General features: G+C 72.1%; 11 protein-coding genes. 3 read left to right on the top strand and 8 right to left on the bottom strand.

What is annotated here, in order from left to right; all coding sequences use genetic code 11:
- Positions 1-15 precede the first annotated feature (15 nt).
- The 5 genes from dxs to dut form a co-directional block, all read right to left on the bottom strand.
- Positions 16-1,971 carry a 1-deoxy-D-xylulose-5-phosphate synthase gene (dxs, locus tag BFL37_RS01890; protein WP_086513479.1) on the bottom strand — a complete coding sequence of 652 codons (1,956 nt, stop codon included), beginning with the start codon at positions 1,969-1,971 and terminating at the stop codon, positions 16-18.
- Positions 1,972-2,085: 114 nt separating this feature from the next.
- Positions 2,086-4,899: an aconitate hydratase AcnA gene (gene acnA, locus BFL37_RS01885; RefSeq protein ID WP_086513478.1), complete on the bottom strand. Its 2,814-nt coding sequence runs from the start codon at positions 4,897-4,899 to the stop codon at positions 2,086-2,088.
- 227 nt (positions 4,900-5,126) lie between these two features.
- Positions 5,127-5,888, bottom strand: a complete 762-nt coding sequence (locus BFL37_RS01880; protein ID WP_086513477.1) for a DUF3159 domain-containing protein — start codon at positions 5,886-5,888, stop codon at positions 5,127-5,129.
- A 2-nt stretch (positions 5,889-5,890) separates the two neighbouring features.
- Positions 5,891-6,583 carry a DUF3710 domain-containing protein gene (locus tag BFL37_RS01875; protein WP_086513476.1) on the bottom strand — a complete coding sequence of 231 codons (693 nt, stop codon included), beginning with the start codon at positions 6,581-6,583 and terminating at the stop codon, positions 5,891-5,893.
- Positions 6,580-7,050 (bottom strand): dUTP diphosphatase, encoded by a 471-nt coding sequence (gene dut / locus BFL37_RS01870; RefSeq protein ID WP_086513475.1) that lies wholly within the window; start codon positions 7,048-7,050, stop codon positions 6,580-6,582. Before dut ends, BFL37_RS01875 begins: the two co-directional genes overlap by 4 nt.
- 38 nt (positions 7,051-7,088) lie before the next feature.
- Between dut and BFL37_RS01865 the strand changes: the two genes are divergently transcribed.
- Entirely contained in the window at positions 7,089-7,538 is a 450-nt protein-coding gene (locus BFL37_RS01865) for a DUF3093 domain-containing protein (protein ID WP_086513474.1), read from the top strand.
- 47 nt (positions 7,539-7,585) lie between these two features.
- On the opposite strand, the gene BFL37_RS01860 is transcribed toward BFL37_RS01865, so the two are convergent.
- Entirely contained in the window at positions 7,586-7,879 is a 294-nt protein-coding gene (locus tag BFL37_RS01860) for a DUF4193 domain-containing protein (RefSeq protein ID WP_012038342.1), read from the bottom strand.
- A 326-nt stretch (positions 7,880-8,205) separates the two neighbouring features.
- Here BFL37_RS01860 and sepH point away from each other — a divergent pair, with 326 nt between their 5' ends.
- On the top strand, positions 8,206-9,402 hold the full coding sequence (gene sepH / locus BFL37_RS01855) for a septation protein SepH (RefSeq protein WP_086513473.1): 1,197 nt from the start codon (positions 8,206-8,208) through the stop codon (positions 9,400-9,402).
- A gap of 59 nt (positions 9,403-9,461) precedes the next feature.
- Here sepH and BFL37_RS01850 read toward each other — a convergent pair whose 3' ends face one another.
- Positions 9,462-10,601, bottom strand: coding sequence for an alkaline phosphatase family protein (locus BFL37_RS01850; RefSeq protein ID WP_086513472.1), 1,140 nt, complete (start codon positions 10,599-10,601; stop codon positions 9,462-9,464).
- Between the two features lie 85 nt (positions 10,602-10,686).
- On the opposite strand from BFL37_RS01850, the gene BFL37_RS01845 reads away from it, so the two are divergent.
- A complete protein-coding gene (locus tag BFL37_RS01845) occupies positions 10,687-13,233 on the top strand; it encodes a DNA gyrase/topoisomerase IV subunit A (RefSeq protein ID WP_086513471.1) in 2,547 nt (848 codons plus the stop codon).
- A gap of 78 nt (positions 13,234-13,311) precedes the next feature.
- Here the strand turns inward: BFL37_RS01845 and BFL37_RS01840 are convergent, their stop codons facing one another.
- Positions 13,312-15,390 (bottom strand): DNA gyrase/topoisomerase IV subunit B, encoded by a 2,079-nt coding sequence (locus tag BFL37_RS01840; protein WP_086513470.1) that lies wholly within the window; start codon positions 15,388-15,390, stop codon positions 13,312-13,314.
- Positions 15,391-15,406 lie beyond the last annotated feature (16 nt).

The raw sequence follows: 15,406 nt of genomic DNA, 5'->3' as shown, positions 1-15,406 counted from the left end.
TTCGTCGTCTGCCGGCTACGCCTGCTCGTCGTCCTCGGCGCGGATGGAGACGCGCTCCCCCTCCTCCTCCGGCAGCGGGCGGGCCGACGGCACGCGGCTGCCGAGCACCTGCGCGACGACGTCGCGCGCGATGTGCTGGGGGGTGAGGCCCACGCGCTCCAGGATCTCCGAACGCGTGCCGTGGTCGAGGAACTCATCCGGCAGGCCCAGCTCCGTCACGCCGGTGTCGATCCCGGCCTCGCGGAGGTCCTGGCGGATGCGCGTGCCGATCCCGCCGACCACCACGCCGTCCTCGATGGTCACGACGAGACGGTGTGCGCGGCCGAGCTCCACGACGCTGCGCGGCACGGGCACGACCCATCGGGGATCCACCACCGTGGCGCCGATGCCCTGCGCGGCGAGGCGCTCGGCGACCTCGATGCCCATGGAGGCCATGGGCCCCACCGTGACGATGAGCACGTCCTGCGACGCCGACTCGTGCAGCACGTCGACGCCGTCGTCCAGGCGACGCACCGCCTCGATCTCGTCCCCGACGCTGCCCTTGGAGAAGCGGACCACCGTGGGTGCGTCGTCGACCTTCACGGCCTCGCCCAGCTCCTCGCGGAGACGGGTCGCGTCGCGCGGGGCGCTCAGGCGGATGTGGGGCACGATCTGCAGCAGGGCCAGGTCCCACATCCCGTGGTGGCTCGGACCGTCGGGACCCGTGACGCCCGCGCGGTCCAGCACGAAGGTCACGCCGGCGCGGTGCAGCGCCACGTCCATGAGCACCTGGTCGAACGCGCGGTTCACGAAGGTGGCGTAGAGCGCGACGACCGGGTGCAGGCCGCCGTAGGCGAGGCCCGCGGCGCTCGTCACGGCGTGCTGCTCCGCGATGCCGACGTCGTGCACGCGGTCGGGGTGCTTCTCCGCGAACCGGTGGAGGCCCACCGGGCGGAGCATGGCGGCCGTGATGCCGACGATCCGGGGGTCCTCGTCCGCGAGGGCCAGGATCTCGTCGGCGAAGACGCTCGTCCAGCTCACGGCCTGCGACGGGTCGATGGGCTCGCCCGTCTCGGGGTCGATCTGCCCGACCGCGTGGAACTGGTCGGCCACGTCCCGGCGGGCGGGCTCGTAGCCGCGGCCCTTCTCGGTGATGGCGTGGACGATGACGGGAGCGCCGTAGTCGCGCGCCTGCTCGAGCGCCTCCTCCATGGCCTGCTGGTCGTGCCCGTCGATGGGACCCAGGTACTTGATGTCGAGGTTGGAGTAGAGCGCCTCGTTGTCGGTGACGCGCGTGAGGAAGCCGTGGAGGCCGCCGCGGAGGCCCCGGTAGAGGCTGTCCCCCGGCGCGCCGAAGACGCCGAACACGCGCTGGCTCGTCTCGTAGAGGCCGCGGTAGGTGCGACGCGTGCGGACGGTGTTGAGGAACCGCGCCATGCCGCCGATGGTCGGCGCGTAGGAGCGGCCGTTGTCGTTGACGACGATGATCAGCTTCCGCGTGTTGTCGTCGGAGATGTTGTTGAGCGCCTCCCAGGTCATGCCGCCGGTGAGGGCGCCGTCGCCCACCACCGCCACGACGTGCCGGTCGGTCTGGCCCGTGATCCCGAATGCGCGCGAGATCCCGTCCGCCCAGCTCAGCGAGCTGGACGCGTGCGAGCTCTCGACGATGTCGTGCTCGGACTCCGCCCGCTGCGGGTAGCCGGCCAGGCCGCCGGACTCCCGGAGACGCGAGAAGTCCTGCCGGCCCGTGAGCAGCTTGTGCACGTAAGACTGGTGGCCGGTGTCGAAGACGATGGGGTCCTTCGGGGAGTCGAACACCCGGTGGATCGCGAGCGTGGTCTCGACGACGCCGAGGTTCGGCCCGAGGTGACCGCCCGTCTTGGAGACCTCCGCGACGAGGAACTGCCGGATCTCCGCGGCGAGCTCGAGCATCTGCTCCCGGCTCAGCCGGTCGAGGTCCCGGGGTCCCGTGATCGTCTCGAGGATTCCCATGCTGACCGCCTTCCATCGGGCGTCATGGAACGACGCCCGCCTCATCGAGTGTACGCAGGGCCCTGCATGCACGAAGGAGGCCGGGCGTCGCCGCCCGGCCTCCTCAGGTTGCTGTTACGCGACCAGGCTGCGCAGCACGTACTGCAGGATCCCGCCGTTGCGGTAGTAGTCCGCCTCGCCGGGGGTGTCGATGCGCACGACCGCGTCGAACTCGACCGTCTGCTTGCCCGCGGCGGAGTCGGCGGTGGGTGCCGCGACCACGTGCACGGTGCGCGGCGTCGTGCCCGAGTTCAGCTCCTCGAGCCCGGAGATGCTGATCTCCTCGGTGCCGTCGAGCCCGAGCGACGCCCAGGTCTCCCCCGCCGGGAACTGCAGCGGGACGACGCCCATGCCGATGAGGTTCGAGCGGTGGATCCGCTCGAAGCTCTCGGTGATGACGGCCTTGACGCCGAGGAGGCTCGTGCCCTTCGCCGCCCAGTCGCGCGACGAGCCGGAGCCGTACTCCTTGCCGCCCAGGATCACGAGCGGCGTGCCGGCGGCCTGGTAGTTCTCGGACGCGTCGTAGATGAACGACTGCGGGCCGCCCTCCTGCGTGAAGTCGCGCGTGTAGCCGCCCTCGACGCCGTCGAGCAGCTGGTTGCGCAGGCGGATGTTCGCGAACGTGCCGCGGATCATGACCTCGTGGTTGCCGCGACGCGAGCCGTAGGAGTTGTAGTCCTTCCGCCCGACGCCGTGGGCGTCCAGGTAGTGGCCAGCGGGGCTGTCCGCCTTGATGGATCCGGCCGGGCTGATGTGGTCGGTCGTGACCGAGTCGCCGAGCTTCGCCAGGACGCGGGCGCCCTCGATGTCGGAGACCGGCGTGATCTCCATGGTCAGCCCCTCGAAGTACGGGGGCTTGCGAACGTAGGTGGACTCCGCGTCCCACTCGAACGTCGCGCCCGTGGGGGTGGGCAGCGAGCGCCACCTGTCGTCGCCGTCGAAGACGCCGGCGTACTGGTGCGTGAACATGCCCGTGTCGATGGAGCTGTCGATCGTCGACTGGACCTCGGCCGCGTCGGGCCAGATGTCCTTGAGGAACACGTCGTTGCCCTCGGGGTCGGTGCCGAGCGCGTCGGAGTCGAAGTCGAAGTTCATCGACCCGGCCAGCGCGTACGCGATGACGAGCGGCGGGCTCGCGAGGTAGTTCATCTTGACGTCCGGGTTGATCCGGCCCTCGAAGTTGCGGTTGCCCGAGAGGACGGCCGTCACGGCGAGGTCGTTGTCCTGCACCGCGGTGGAGATCTCGTCGAGCAGCGGGCCCGAGTTGCCGATGCAGGTGGTGCAGCCGTAGCCGACCGTGTAGAAGCCGAGGTCCTCGAGGTACGTGGTGAGGCCCGACTTGTCGTAGTAGTCGGTGACGACCTTGGACCCGGGGGCCAGCGTGGTCTTCACCCACGGCTTGGCCTTCAGGCCCTTCTCGCTGGCGTTGCGGGCGAGGAGCCCGGCCGCGAGCATGACCGAGGGGTTCGAGGTGTTGGTGCACGACGTGATGGCGGCGATGGCGACCGCGCCGTGGTCGAGCGTGAAGTCCCGGCCGTCATCGAGGGTGACGCGCGTGGGCTTGGTGACGCTGGCGGGGCTGTTCGAGGCGTGGTGCGTCTCGTGCGTCGAGTGCTCGTCCTCGGGCTGCAGCTCGCCCGGGTCGGACGCCGGGAAGCTCATGGAGGTGGTGAGGTCGACGATGTCGTGGTCCACCCGCGCGTAGTCGTTGAGGTCGCGCTCGAACTGCGACTTCGCGTCGGTCAGCTCGATGCGGTCCTGCGGGCGCTTCGGGCCGGCGATGGAGGGGACGACGGTGGAGAGGTCCAGCTCCAGGTACTCGCTGAACGCGGGCTCGACGTCCGCGTCGTGCCAGAGCTTCTGCTCCTTGGCGTACGCCTCGACCAGCGCGACCTGCTCCTCGCTGCGGCCGGTGAGGCGCAGGTACTCGAGGGTGACGTCGTCGATGGGGAAGACGGCGGCGGTCGACCCGAACTCGGGGCTCATGTTGCCGATGGTGGCGCGGTTGGCGAGCGGGACGGCGCCGACGCCCGTGCCGTAGAACTCGACGAACTTGCCGACGACGCCGTGCTGGCGCAGCATCTGCGTGATCGTGAGCACGACGTCGGTCGCGGTGACGCCCGTGGGGATCTCGCCCGAGAGCTTGAAGCCGACGACCTTGGGGATCAGCATCGAGACGGGCTGGCCGAGCATGGCCGCCTCCGCCTCGATCCCGCCGACGCCCCAGCCGAGCACGCCCAGGCCGTTGACCATGGTGGTGTGCGAGTCGGTGCCGACGCACGTGTCGGGGTACGCCTGCAGGGTGCCGCCGACCTCGCGGGTCATGGTGACGCGCGCGAGGTGCTCGATGTTGACCTGGTGGACGATGCCGGTGCCCGGCGGGACGACCTTGAAGTCCTCGAACGCCGTCTGGCCCCAGCGGAGGAACTGGTACCGCTCGCCGTTGCGCTCGTACTCGATGTCGACGTTGCGCTCGAGCGCGTCCTCGGAGCCGAAGAGGTCGGCGATGACCGAGTGGTCGATGACGAGCTCCGCGGGTGCCAGCGGGTTGATCCTGGTCGGGTCGCCGCCCAGCTCGCCGACGGCCTCGCGCATGGTGGCCAGGTCGACGATGCAGGGCACGCCGGTGAAGTCCTGCATCACGACGCGCGCGGGCGTGAACTGGATCTCGGTGTCGGGCTCGGCCTGCGGAGCCCAGTCGCCGAGGGCGCTGATCTGGCTGCCGGTGACGTTCTTGCCGTCCTCGGTGCGGAGGAGGTTCTCCAGCAGCACCTTGAGGCTGAACGGGAGACGCTCGTGGCCCGCCACGGTGTCGATGCGGTAGATCTCGTAGTCGGTCTCCCCGACGCGGAGTGTGTCCTTCGCGCCGAAGCTGTTGATTGCAGACACGTGGCCCTCTTCCCTCGCTGGATGGGCGCGGAAGTCGATTCCGCCCGTCATCCGATCTTGGTCGCCCGCTGCGGCCGGGTCCAGTAAGGCGACCCTGATCGGGCGCCCGGCACGAGGCGGGACGGCGCCGATGTATCTCGACGTCGAGATGAATCTACCATCGCGATCCAGCGGCGGCGGCGCGGCGCGCGGATCCCGCCGCCACACGAGGGCGGCGCGGACCGTCCTCAGTCGGAGACGGGCGCGGCCGGGTCCTTCGCGTACACGGCGCGGACGAAGAGCCACGACAGCACGAGGAGCACGCCGTAGAGGGGGGTCCCCATCACCAGGCGCGCGACGCCGAGGGCGTCGATCGCGTCCGCGAGGTAGAGCGGGAGCTGCACCGCCAGGCGGAGCGCGAAGAAGCCGACCCAGACCAGCGTGAGGAGGCGGAGGGCCCTGGCCTTCCTGCGGTCCTGCCGCCATGCCGTGCCGTCGCCCATGAGGAAGCCGACGGCGACGCCGACGAGCGGCCAGCCGACCACGACCGAGACCAGGAGCACCGCGAAGTACGCGCCGTTCGTCCAGAGGCCGAGCGCGTAGAAGTCGCGGCCCTCCCCCGACCGGAGCGCCAGGGCGGCCGAGATGAGGATGCCGACGAGGCCGCCCACCGCGGGTGCGACGGCCGACCGCTGCACGAGGCGCGCGATGACGGCGACGACGGCCACGACGACGGGCACCGCGACCGAGAGCACGATGTCGCGCGTCAGGGTGAACGCGACCAGGAAGAGGAGCCCGGGGACGATCGCCTCGAGCACGCCGCGCACGCCGCCCATCGCGCTGAGGAGGGCCGCCGGGGTCATCGTCTCGCCGCGCGCCGCCTGCCCGAGGCCCGCGCGCTCGGCCGCCTGGGCCATGCTCGCGCCGAGCGCCTCACCCGGGGCGGGCGCCGATGCGCGCGGCTCGGGGCCGGGAGCGGGGTCGTCCTCGTCCGGCCGCTCCCCCGACATGGTCAGGAGCCCAGCGCGGGGGCCGGGCTCTCGCCGGCCGGAGCCGCGCCCGGCGTGGTGCCGACCTGGGCGGCGGGCATCTTCAGCGGGATGAGGTCGCGCGGGGGCATGGGCGAGGATCCGCGCACGACGACGACGCTGCGGAACAGGTCCTCGACGGCGGCCGCGGCCTCGGGGTCCGACACGGCGCGGCCGGTGATGACGCCGCGGAGGAACCAGCGCGGGCCGTCCACCCCGATGAAGCGGGCGTCGCGCGTGGGGGCGGCGGGCTGGCCGGCCTGCTGCACGACCGGGATGACGGCGTGGAGCTCCGGACCGAACGGCCCGTCGGCCAGGCGCGTGGTGCCGCCCTGCCGCTGGATCTGCTCCCCGATCGTGGTCCTGATCTCGTGCCACAGCCCGCTCGAGCGGGGCGCCGCGAACGGCTGCACCTGGAGGCTCGACTCGGCGAAGTCGAGGCCGACGGCGACGACCTGCTGCGTGCCCTCGGCGACCTCGAGGCGGAGGTGGAGGCCCTCGCGGGGCAGGATCTTGATCCCGCCGAGGTCCACGTAGGGGCGGACGGGGTTCGCCTCGGTCTCATCGAGCGGACCCTCGTCGGCCCGGTCGTCGGGGGCGGACTTGGCGTCCAGGACGTGCTCGGCGTCGTCCGCGACGGCGGCGTCGTCCGGCTGGTTCGCGTTCTCGTCGATCATGTCAGGTCTCCTGGGTCTCGGGCGGGGAGGGCGCCGGTGCCCGTGGAGCCGAAGCCCCCCGAGCCGCGGTGGCTCCCGGGCAGCTTCTCGACGGGCACGAATCGCACCCGGCTGACCGGCATGACGACGACCTGCGCGATGCGGTCGCCGACCGCGACATCGTACGCGGCCTCGGCGTCGGTGTTGAGGAGGGTCACGCGGATCTCGCCGCGGTAGCCGGCGTCGACGGTGCCGGGCGCGTTCACGATGGTGATGCCGTGCCGCGCGGCCAGGCCGCTGCGGGGCAGGACGAACGCGGCGTAGCCGGCGGGCAGGGCGATCGAGACGCCCGTGCCGACCGTGGCGCGCTGGCCGGGCTCGAGCCGCACGGACTCCGCGCTCACGAGGTCGGCACCCGCGTCGCCGGGGTGCGCGTAGGCCGGGATCGGGGCGTCGCCCGCGATGAGGACGTCGACGGGATCGGGCACGGTCGAAGGCTAGTGCAGGAATCTGATCGAATGGACGCATGCAAGCGTCCCCCTACCGGGAGCGGCTGTGGCCGGCTCCCTGGCTCTTCGTCGCCACCGCCCTCGTCATCCCCGCGAGCCTTCTCGTGTTCCTCCCCATCAGCGTGCTGGCCGGGGTGGTCGTCGCGATCGTGCTCTACGCGGGCGTCGTCGCGACGCTGGTGCTCACGAGCCCGGTCGTCGAGGTGGTGGACGGGCGGCTGCGGGCGGGGCGCGCGTCGATCGACGTCGACCAGCTCGGCGAGCCCGAGGGGTTCCGGGCCGCGGAGGCCACGGCCGAGCGCGGCACGCGGCTGCACGCGAGGGCGTACCTCGTCATCCGCGGCTGGGTGGATCCGGTCGTGCGGGTGCCCGTCCTCGACGAGGCGGATCCCGCTCCGTACTGGCTGATCTCCACGCGGACCCCGGAACGACTGATCGCCGCGATCCGGGGATCGCGGCGATCATGACGTGCGGTGAGGCGCGGGGCCTCTAGGGGCTCTCGCCCGGCGTCGCCCTAGGCGGCGCACTCCTGGCAGATGGGCCCGAGCTTCTCCTGGTGGTCGATCTGCGAGCGGTGCTTCACGAGGAAGCAGCTCACGCAGGTGAACTCGTCGGCCTGCGGCGGGAGCACCACCGTCTCGAGCTCGAGGTCGGAGAGGTCGGCTCCGGCGAGGTCGAAGCTCCCGGGATTGTCGGCATCGTCGACGTCCACGACCCCGGACATGCGGTCCGGGACGCGCTCCTTCAGAGCCTCGATCGAGTCGGAGTCGTCCTCCGTCTTGCGCGGGGCGTCGTAATCAGTTGCCATTCCTGTCCACTTCTCGAATAACCGCCGAACGGAATCGGCGGGCACAGTTTGCATGAATCGCATCCGGATAGCAAACCGTCAGAGGGCCCCTCTCGGGGCACCTGATCGGCGGTTTGGATGCGGGGAGCCGGCCCGTCCCCGGGCCGCGGATGCGGACTCACACGGTACACCGTTTGCGCACGAACAACCTGCGTCGGGGGCCTGCAGATCCCGCCTCCCGGCGCTCTCGTCGGACCCAAGTCGCGGCGCGCCACGCGTATTCCCCGGAAGAGGGGTCGAGTCGTGTCATCGTGAATCGTCCAGTGAGCGCGAGAGGCGTGGAACACATGCAGGATCTGAAGATCGTCGGAGTCGAGGACGGCGCCCTCGTCGTCGAGGCCGCGGGCGGTGAACGGCACCGTCTCGTGATGGACGACGCCTTCCGCTCCGCCCTGCGCCGCCAGTCCGCCGACGCCGGCCAGACGCGGAAGGCCGCGCCGCGGATCATCCAGTCGTTCATCCGCCAGGGCATGAGCGCCGAGGACGTCGCGCGGGAGACCGGCGCGTCCGTCGAGTACGTCCGCAAGTTCGAGGGACCCGTCGTGGCCGAGCGCGAGCACGTCGTGCGCAGCGCGATGAAGGTCCCCGTGCACACCGCCATCGAGGTCGACCCGATGGGGCAGGGCACGCTGTTCGGCCAGGTCATCGAGGAGCGCCTCGAGTCGCTCGGCGCCCAGGACGTGCGCTGGAGCAGCTGGAAGGAGCAGCTGGGCGGCTGGATCGTCAAGGTCGCCTTCACCAGCGAGGAGATCGACCACGACGCGCGCTGGTCCTACGACCCCAAGAAGCACGCGCTCTCCCCCGCCAACAACGAGGCCATCACGCTCTCGCAGCAGGGCGAGATCCGCGGCGCGCTGATCCCCCGTCTCCGCGCGCTGCCGCCGGAGGCCGCGGACACGCACGAGGAGGACGGCGTCACGCGCTTCGACAGCGGCGCCTTCCGCCTGCCCGAGCCCACCGCGTCGATCGCGCAGGACACCGCTCCCCAGCCGTGGGAGGCGCCCCGGCGCGACGAGGGCGCGTCCGTCTCGCACCTCGGGCGCCAGGGCAACCACCCCGCGGGGACGCAGCAGCCGGCGCGCGTCGCGCAGGTCGAGCTCAACGAGACCGCCGACCTGCTGGAGGCGCTCCGCCGCCGCCGCGGCGAGCGGGAGTCCGTGCCGCGCGAGGACGAGGGCGACGAGATCGCGGAGGACGCGCCGTCCCCCGCTCCCGCCGCCCGGCGCGACGAGTCGCTGTCCCGCCCGCGCGGCGGCCAGCGCTCCGTGCCGCCGCTGCGCTCCGCGGTGATCCCCGGCATCGGCCGCGTCGACACGGGCCGCGACCGCCCGCGGGACGACAGCGAGGACGAGGGCCTGCGCACCCCCGGCTCGGGCGAGGCCCGTGGCTCCGGCAAGCCGTCCGGCCGACGCGGACGCACCGCGATGCCGAGCTGGGACGAGATCGTGTTCGGCGCGCGCAGCGACGACGACCACCTGGCCTGAGCCGCAGCGGGATCGGCCGGATCGCCCTCGCGGCGGTCCGGCCTCCTCCGTCCCGGGGCTCAGCCGCGGGCGAAGGCGCCGGCGCGGATGAGGGGCACCAGGCGCTCCTCGTCCGAGAACGACCCGTGCTGGCCGATCATGCGACGGGCGCCCTGGTCCCGCGGGCGGCCGTCGTAGTACGCGATGAGCGAGCGCGTCGCGACGACGACGTCGCCGATCCGCGCCGCCACGCCGTCCCGGACCGGTCCGTACCAGTCGGCGGCGATCGCCTCCGCGCGCGTGGCCACGTGGGCGCGGGTCCCCTCCGAGGCGCGCCAGGCGTCGGCCAGGGCGTCGGCGTCCAGGCCACGTTCGAGGTGCAGGTGCAGGCAGCGCGGCTCCCCGGCGACGTGGCGGACGCCCGCGACCAGCTCCGGCACCCGGTCGAACAGCACCTGGGATCCGGCGGGAACGTCGACGATGCCGTGGTCGGCCGTGATCAGCGCGCCCTCGCGAGGCCCGAGGCGGTCGAGGAACGGACCCGCGGCATGGTCGAGCTCCTCGAGGCCGCGGAGCCAGCGGTCCGACTCCCAGCCGTGCGAGTGGGCGGCCTGGTCGAGCTCGGGGACGTACAGGTAGACCAGCGCTCGCGGCTCCCGGTCCATCAGCGCGCGCGTGGTGGCGAAGCGCTCGGCGATCGACTCGGCCGCGACGTAGGTCGCCCCGCGCAGCGCCGCCCGCGAGAACCCGGATCCCGAGTAGCGGGCGGACCCCACGACGAAGGCGGGGACGCCCGCCGCCACCGCGCGCTCGAAGACGGTCGGCGTCGGCTGCCACTCCTCCGGCACGCTGCGGGCGTCCCATCCGGACAGCAGCTTGAGGACGCGGTCGTGCTGGGGATCCAGCGCGCTGTAGCCGACCAGGCCGTGCTCCCCGGCACGGACGCCGGTCGTGAGCGAGGTGATGCTGGCGGCCGTGGTGGTGGGGAAGCCCACGTCCACGACGTCCTTCTTCCGCCAGCCCTGCACGAGGTGGCGGGCGTGTCCTGCCCGGGCCCGGAGGGCGGCGGAGCCGAGGCCGTCGACGAGGACGACGACCGCCCGGTCGACGGGCGGGAGTCCGGCCTCCGACTCCTCCTCCGCCAGGGCGGCGAGGCAGCCGGGCATCACCGCGGTGAGGCTCATCCGGCCGGATCCGGGCGCCGGTAGCATGGGGGCCATCCGGCCCAGTCTGCCACAGCAGCCCGGCGCGCATCCGCGTCACGACGCCGATGAGACCGAGCGCCGATCCCGACCCAGAGAGTCCATGAGTCCCTCCACCACGAACACCACGCCCGATGAGCCCGCGGAGCGCATCGAGGACGTCGACGTCTCCACCGAGATGGAGAACTCGTTCCTCGAGTACGCCTACTCGGTCATCTACTCCCGGGCCCTGCCGGACGCGCGCGACGGCCTCAAGCCCGTGCAGCGCCGCATCCTCTACCAGATGAGCGAGATGGGCCTCCGCCCCGACCGCGGGCACGTGAAGAGCGCGCGCGTCACGGGCGAGGTCATGGGCAAGCTGCACCCGCACGGCGACTCGGCCATCTACGACGCGATGGTGCGCATGGCGCAGCCGTTCACGTTGCGCGTGCCGCTCATCGACGGGCACGGCAACTTCGGGTCCCTCGACGACGGGCCGGCCGCGCCCCGCTACACGGAGGCCCGGCTCGCGGCCTCGGCCCTCGCGATGGTCGAGGGGCTCGACGAGGACGTCGTCGACTTCGTCCCCAACTACGACAACGCGTTCATGCAGCCGGCCGTGCTGCCCGCGGCGTTCCCGAACCTGCTCGTCAACGGCGCCAGCGGGATCGCGGTCGGCATGGCGACGAACATGGTGCCGCACAACCTCATCGAGGTCGTCGGCGCCGCCCGGCACCTCATCGACCACCCGGACGCCACCCTGGACGACCTCATGGCCTTCGTCCCCGGGCCCGACCTCCCGACGGGGGGCACGATCATCGGGCTCTCGGGCGTGAAGGACGCCTACCTCACCGGGCGCGGCAGCTTCAAGACCCGCGCGCGCGTCTCGGTCGAGAGCCTCACGCCGCGGAAGTCGGGTCTCGTCGTCACCGAGCTGCCGTACCTCGTGGGACCCGAGAAGGTCATCGAGAAGATCAAGGACGGCGTCCAGAACAAGAAGCTGTCGGGCATCACCAACGTCACCGACCTCACCGACCGGACGCACGGGCTGCGGCTCGTGATCGAGATCAAGACGGGCTTCAACCCCGAGGCCGTGCTCGAGCAGCTGTACCGGTACACGCCGCTGGAGGACGGGTTCAGCATCAACAACGTCGCCCTCGTCGACGGCAGCCCGCAGACGCTGGGGCTCAAGGAGCTGCTCCAGGTCTACGTGGCGCACCGGCTCGACGTGGTCACCCGCCGCACGCGCTACCGGCTCGCGCGCCGGCAGGAGCGGCTGCACCTCGTGCTCGGCCTCCTCATCGCGATCCTCGACATCGACGAGGTCATCCAGGTGATCCGCGGCAGCGACGACACCGAGCAGGCCCGCGCCCGCCTCATGGACGTCTTCGACCTCTCGACGCTGCAGGCCGACTACATCCTCGAGCTCCGCCTCCGCCGGCTCACGCGGTTCAGCCGCATCGAGCTGGAGGAGGAGCGCGACCGGCTCGAGTCCGAGATCGCCGAGCTCGAGGCGATCCTCGCCGATCCCCGCCGTCTCCGCGCCCTCGTCTCGAGCGAGCTGCAGGAGGTGGCGGACCGCTTCGGCACGCCGCGCCGCACGCTGCTCACCGAGGCCGCGCCGAGCGTCGCCGGGGCGTCGAGCCGCCGGTCCGCGCCCGTGCTCGAGATCGCCGACGTGCCGTGCCGGGTGCTGCTCTCGACGACGGGACGCGCCGTGCGCGTCGACCTGCCGACGGATGCGCCGGGCACTCCCCTGCAGACGGTCCGCCGCAGCTCCCACGACGCGGTCCTCACGGCGATCGAGACCACGAGCCGCACGCGCATCGGCGCCATCACCAACACCGGCCGCCTCGTCACGATGACGCCGGTGGACCTGCCGGCCGTCCCGGTGGCGAGCGTGCAGCTGGGCGCCGGCGTGCGGATCCGCGACTACCTGGGCCTCACGGACAAGAAGGAGCGGGTCGTCGCGCTCGTGGCGCTCGGCACCGAGGAGGCGATCGCGCTGGGCACGCGGCAGGGCGTGGTGAAGCGCGTCGCGGCGTCCGCCCTCCCGGCGAAGCCCGAGTTCGAGGTCATCGCGCTGAAGAAGGGCGACGAGGTCGTCGGCGCGCGGCAGGGCGCGGAGACGGACGAGCTCGTCTTCGTCACCAGCGAGGCGCAGCTCCTCCACTTCCCCGCGGTGTCCGTGCGGCCGCAGGGCGTGCAGGCCGGCGGCGTCGCCGGGGTCAACCTCCAGCCCGGCGCGCGCGTGCTGTTCTTCTCCTCCGTCGCGCCCGAGGGGGCGGAGGTGGTCACCGTCTCGGCGTCGTCGGCCACCATCGCGGGCGTGGATCCGGGACGCGCCAAGGTCTCCGCCTTCGGCGACTTCCCGCGCAAGGGCCGCGCCACGGGCGGGGTCCGCGCGCACGCCTACCTGAAGGGCGAGGACCACCTCGCCCTGGCCTGGGTCGGTCCCGGCCCCGCCCTCGCCGTCGGGCCCGCCGGCGAGGTCCGGCAGCTGCCGCCCACGGGCATGAAGCGCGACGGATCGGGCATCCCGCTCGAGAAGGCGATCGGGAGCGTCGGCCAGGCCGTCACGCCCGCCGAGGCACCGGATGCCGCGTCCGGCGCGGCCGCAGGACTCGTCGAGCCGTCGGCCGAGGACGGCTCCGCTCCCCTGGACACCTAGGAGCTCGAGGCACGGACGCGGACGGCCGCGGACCACGAGGGTCCGCGGCCGTCCGCGCATCCGGGAGCACCCGGCGGATCACACGTCGATGCGGTCCCGCACGGAGCCCGCGCCGTCGATGATGAACTCCTTGCGCGGCGCCACGTCGTTGCCCATCAGCAGCTCGAACATGCGCGCGGCGGCCTCGGCGTCGTCGACGCGCACACGCCGCAGCGTCCGGTTCCGCCGGTCCATCGTGGTCGTGGCGAGCTGGTCGGCGTCCATCTCGCCCAGGCCCTTGTAGCGCTGGATCGGGTCCTGGTAGCGCTTGCCCTGCCGCTTCGCCTGCGCGAGCACGGCCGCGAGCTCGCGCTCGGAGTAGGTGTAGGTCACGTCGTTGGGCTTCGAGCCCGGGTTCATGACCACCACGCGGTGCAGCGGCGGCACCGCGGCGAACACGCGGCCCTCGTCGATCATCGGCCGCATGTAGCGGAAGAACAGCGTGAGCAGCAGCGTGCGGATGTGGGCGCCGTCGACGTCGGCGTCGCTCATGATGATGATCTTCCCGTAGCGTGCCGCCGACAGGTCGAAGGTGCGGCCGGATCCGGCGCCCAGCACCTGGATGATCGAGGCGCACTCCGTGTTGGAGAGCATGTCGGGCAGCGACGCCTTCTGCACGTTGAGGATCTTGCCGCGGATGGGCAGCAGCGCCTGGTACTCGCTGTCGCGTGCGAGCTTCGCGGTGCCGAGGGCCGAGTCGCCCTCGACGATGAACAGCTCGCTGTTGGCGACGTCGTTCGACCGGCAGTCCACGAGCTTCGCGGGCAGGGACGAGCTCTCGAGCGCGTTCTTCCGCCGCTGGGTCTCCTTGTGGGTGCGCGCCGAGATCCGCGACTTCATCTCGCCGACGACCTTCTCCAGGAGCACGGCGGTCTGCGCCTTGTCCTCGCGCCGCGTCGAGGCGAAGCGCTCGGCCATCGCCTTCTGCACGACCTGCGAGACGATCGCCCGCACGGCGGGGGTGCCGAGCACCTCCTTCGTCTGCCCCTCGAACTGCGGCTCGGGGAACCGCACCGTGAGCACGGCCGTGAGGCCGGCGAGCACGTCGTCCTTCTCGAGCTTGTCGGTGCCGACCTTGAGCTTGCGGGCGTTGGCCTCGACCTGCGCCCGCACGAACTTGAGGAGTCCCGCCTCGAACCCGGCCTGGTGGGTGCCGCCCTTGGGCGTCGCGATGATGTTGACGAACGACTTGAAGCGCGTGTCGTAGCCCGTTCCCCAGCGCAGCGCGATGTCGACCGCGCATTCGCGGGTCAGCTCGGTCGGCACCATGGCGCCGCCGTCGGTGAGCACGGGGACCGTCTCGGTGAACGTGCCGGATCCCTCGAGCCGCCAGGTGTCGGTGAGCGGCGCGTCGACGGCCAGGTGGTCGACGAACTCGGCGATACCGCCGTCGAAGCGGAAGGACTCGCGCACGGGCTGCTCGCCGCGAAGGTCCTCGATGTCGATGCTGAGACCGGGCACGAGGAACGCGGTCTGGCGCGCGCGGCCGAGGAGCTCCTCGGTGAGGAAGGAGGCGCCGCGGGTGAAGATCTGCCGGTCGGCCCAGTAGCGGATGCGCGTGCCGGTGACGCCCTTGCGCACCTTGCCGACCACCCGCAGCTCGCTGCCGGACGTGAAGGGCCGGAACGGCGCGTCGGGGCTCGCCTCGCCGTCGTCCTCGAAGATGCCCGGCTCGCCGCGCCGGAACGACATGGCGTGCGTCTTGCCGCCGCGGTCGACCTCGACGTCGAGGCGCTCCGACAGGGCGTTCACGACCGACGCGCCGACGCCGTGCAGGCCACCCGAGGAGGCGTAGGAGCCGGATCCGAACTTGCCGCCCGCGTGCAGCTTCGTGAAGACGACCTCGACGCCGGACAGTCCGGTCTTCGGCTCGATGTCGACCGGCACTCCGCGCGCGGTGTCGCGCACCTCGACGCTGCCGTCCGGGTGGAGCCGCACGTCGATGCGGTCGCCGTGACCGCCGAGCGCCTCGTCGACGCTGTTGTCGATGATCTCCCACAGGCAGTGCATGAGGCCGCGCGAGTCGGTGGATCCGATGTACATGCCGGGCCGCTTGCGCACCGCCTCGAGTCCCTCGAGGACGGAGAGGTGACGGGCGGAATAATCGGATGCTGCCACGTGCTGTCCTCCATGT

The sequence above is a fragment of the Clavibacter michiganensis genome, from assembly GCF_002151125.1.
Taxonomy (GTDB): domain Bacteria; phylum Actinomycetota; class Actinomycetes; order Actinomycetales; family Microbacteriaceae; genus Clavibacter; species Clavibacter michiganensis_C.
Note: the sequence above shows the minus strand (reverse complement) of the source record. Positions and strands in the feature narration are given on the sequence as shown.

Bases quoted from the DNA above. Each gene is read 5' to 3' on its own strand.
- dxs (WP_086513479.1), bottom strand. From the start codon at position 1,971: ATGGGAATCCTCGAGACGATCACGGGACCCCGGGACCTCGACCGGCTG.
- BFL37_RS01880 (WP_086513477.1), bottom strand. From the start codon at position 5,888: ATGTCGGGGGAGCGGCCGGACGAGGACGACCCCGCTCCCGGCCCCGAG.
- BFL37_RS01875 (WP_086513476.1), bottom strand. From the start codon at position 6,583: ATGATCGACGAGAACGCGAACCAGCCGGACGACGCCGCCGTCGCGGAC.
- BFL37_RS01865 (WP_086513474.1), top strand. From the start codon at position 7,089: ATGCAAGCGTCCCCCTACCGGGAGCGGCTGTGGCCGGCTCCCTGGCTC.
- BFL37_RS01860 (WP_012038342.1), bottom strand. From the start codon at position 7,879: ATGGCAACTGATTACGACGCCCCGCGCAAGACGGAGGACGACTCCGAC.
- sepH (WP_086513473.1), top strand. From the start codon at position 8,206: ATGCAGGATCTGAAGATCGTCGGAGTCGAGGACGGCGCCCTCGTCGTC.
- BFL37_RS01850 (WP_086513472.1), bottom strand. From the start codon at position 10,601: ATGGCCCCCATGCTACCGGCGCCCGGATCCGGCCGGATGAGCCTCACC.
- BFL37_RS01845 (WP_086513471.1), top strand. From the start codon at position 10,687: ATGAGTCCCTCCACCACGAACACCACGCCCGATGAGCCCGCGGAGCGC.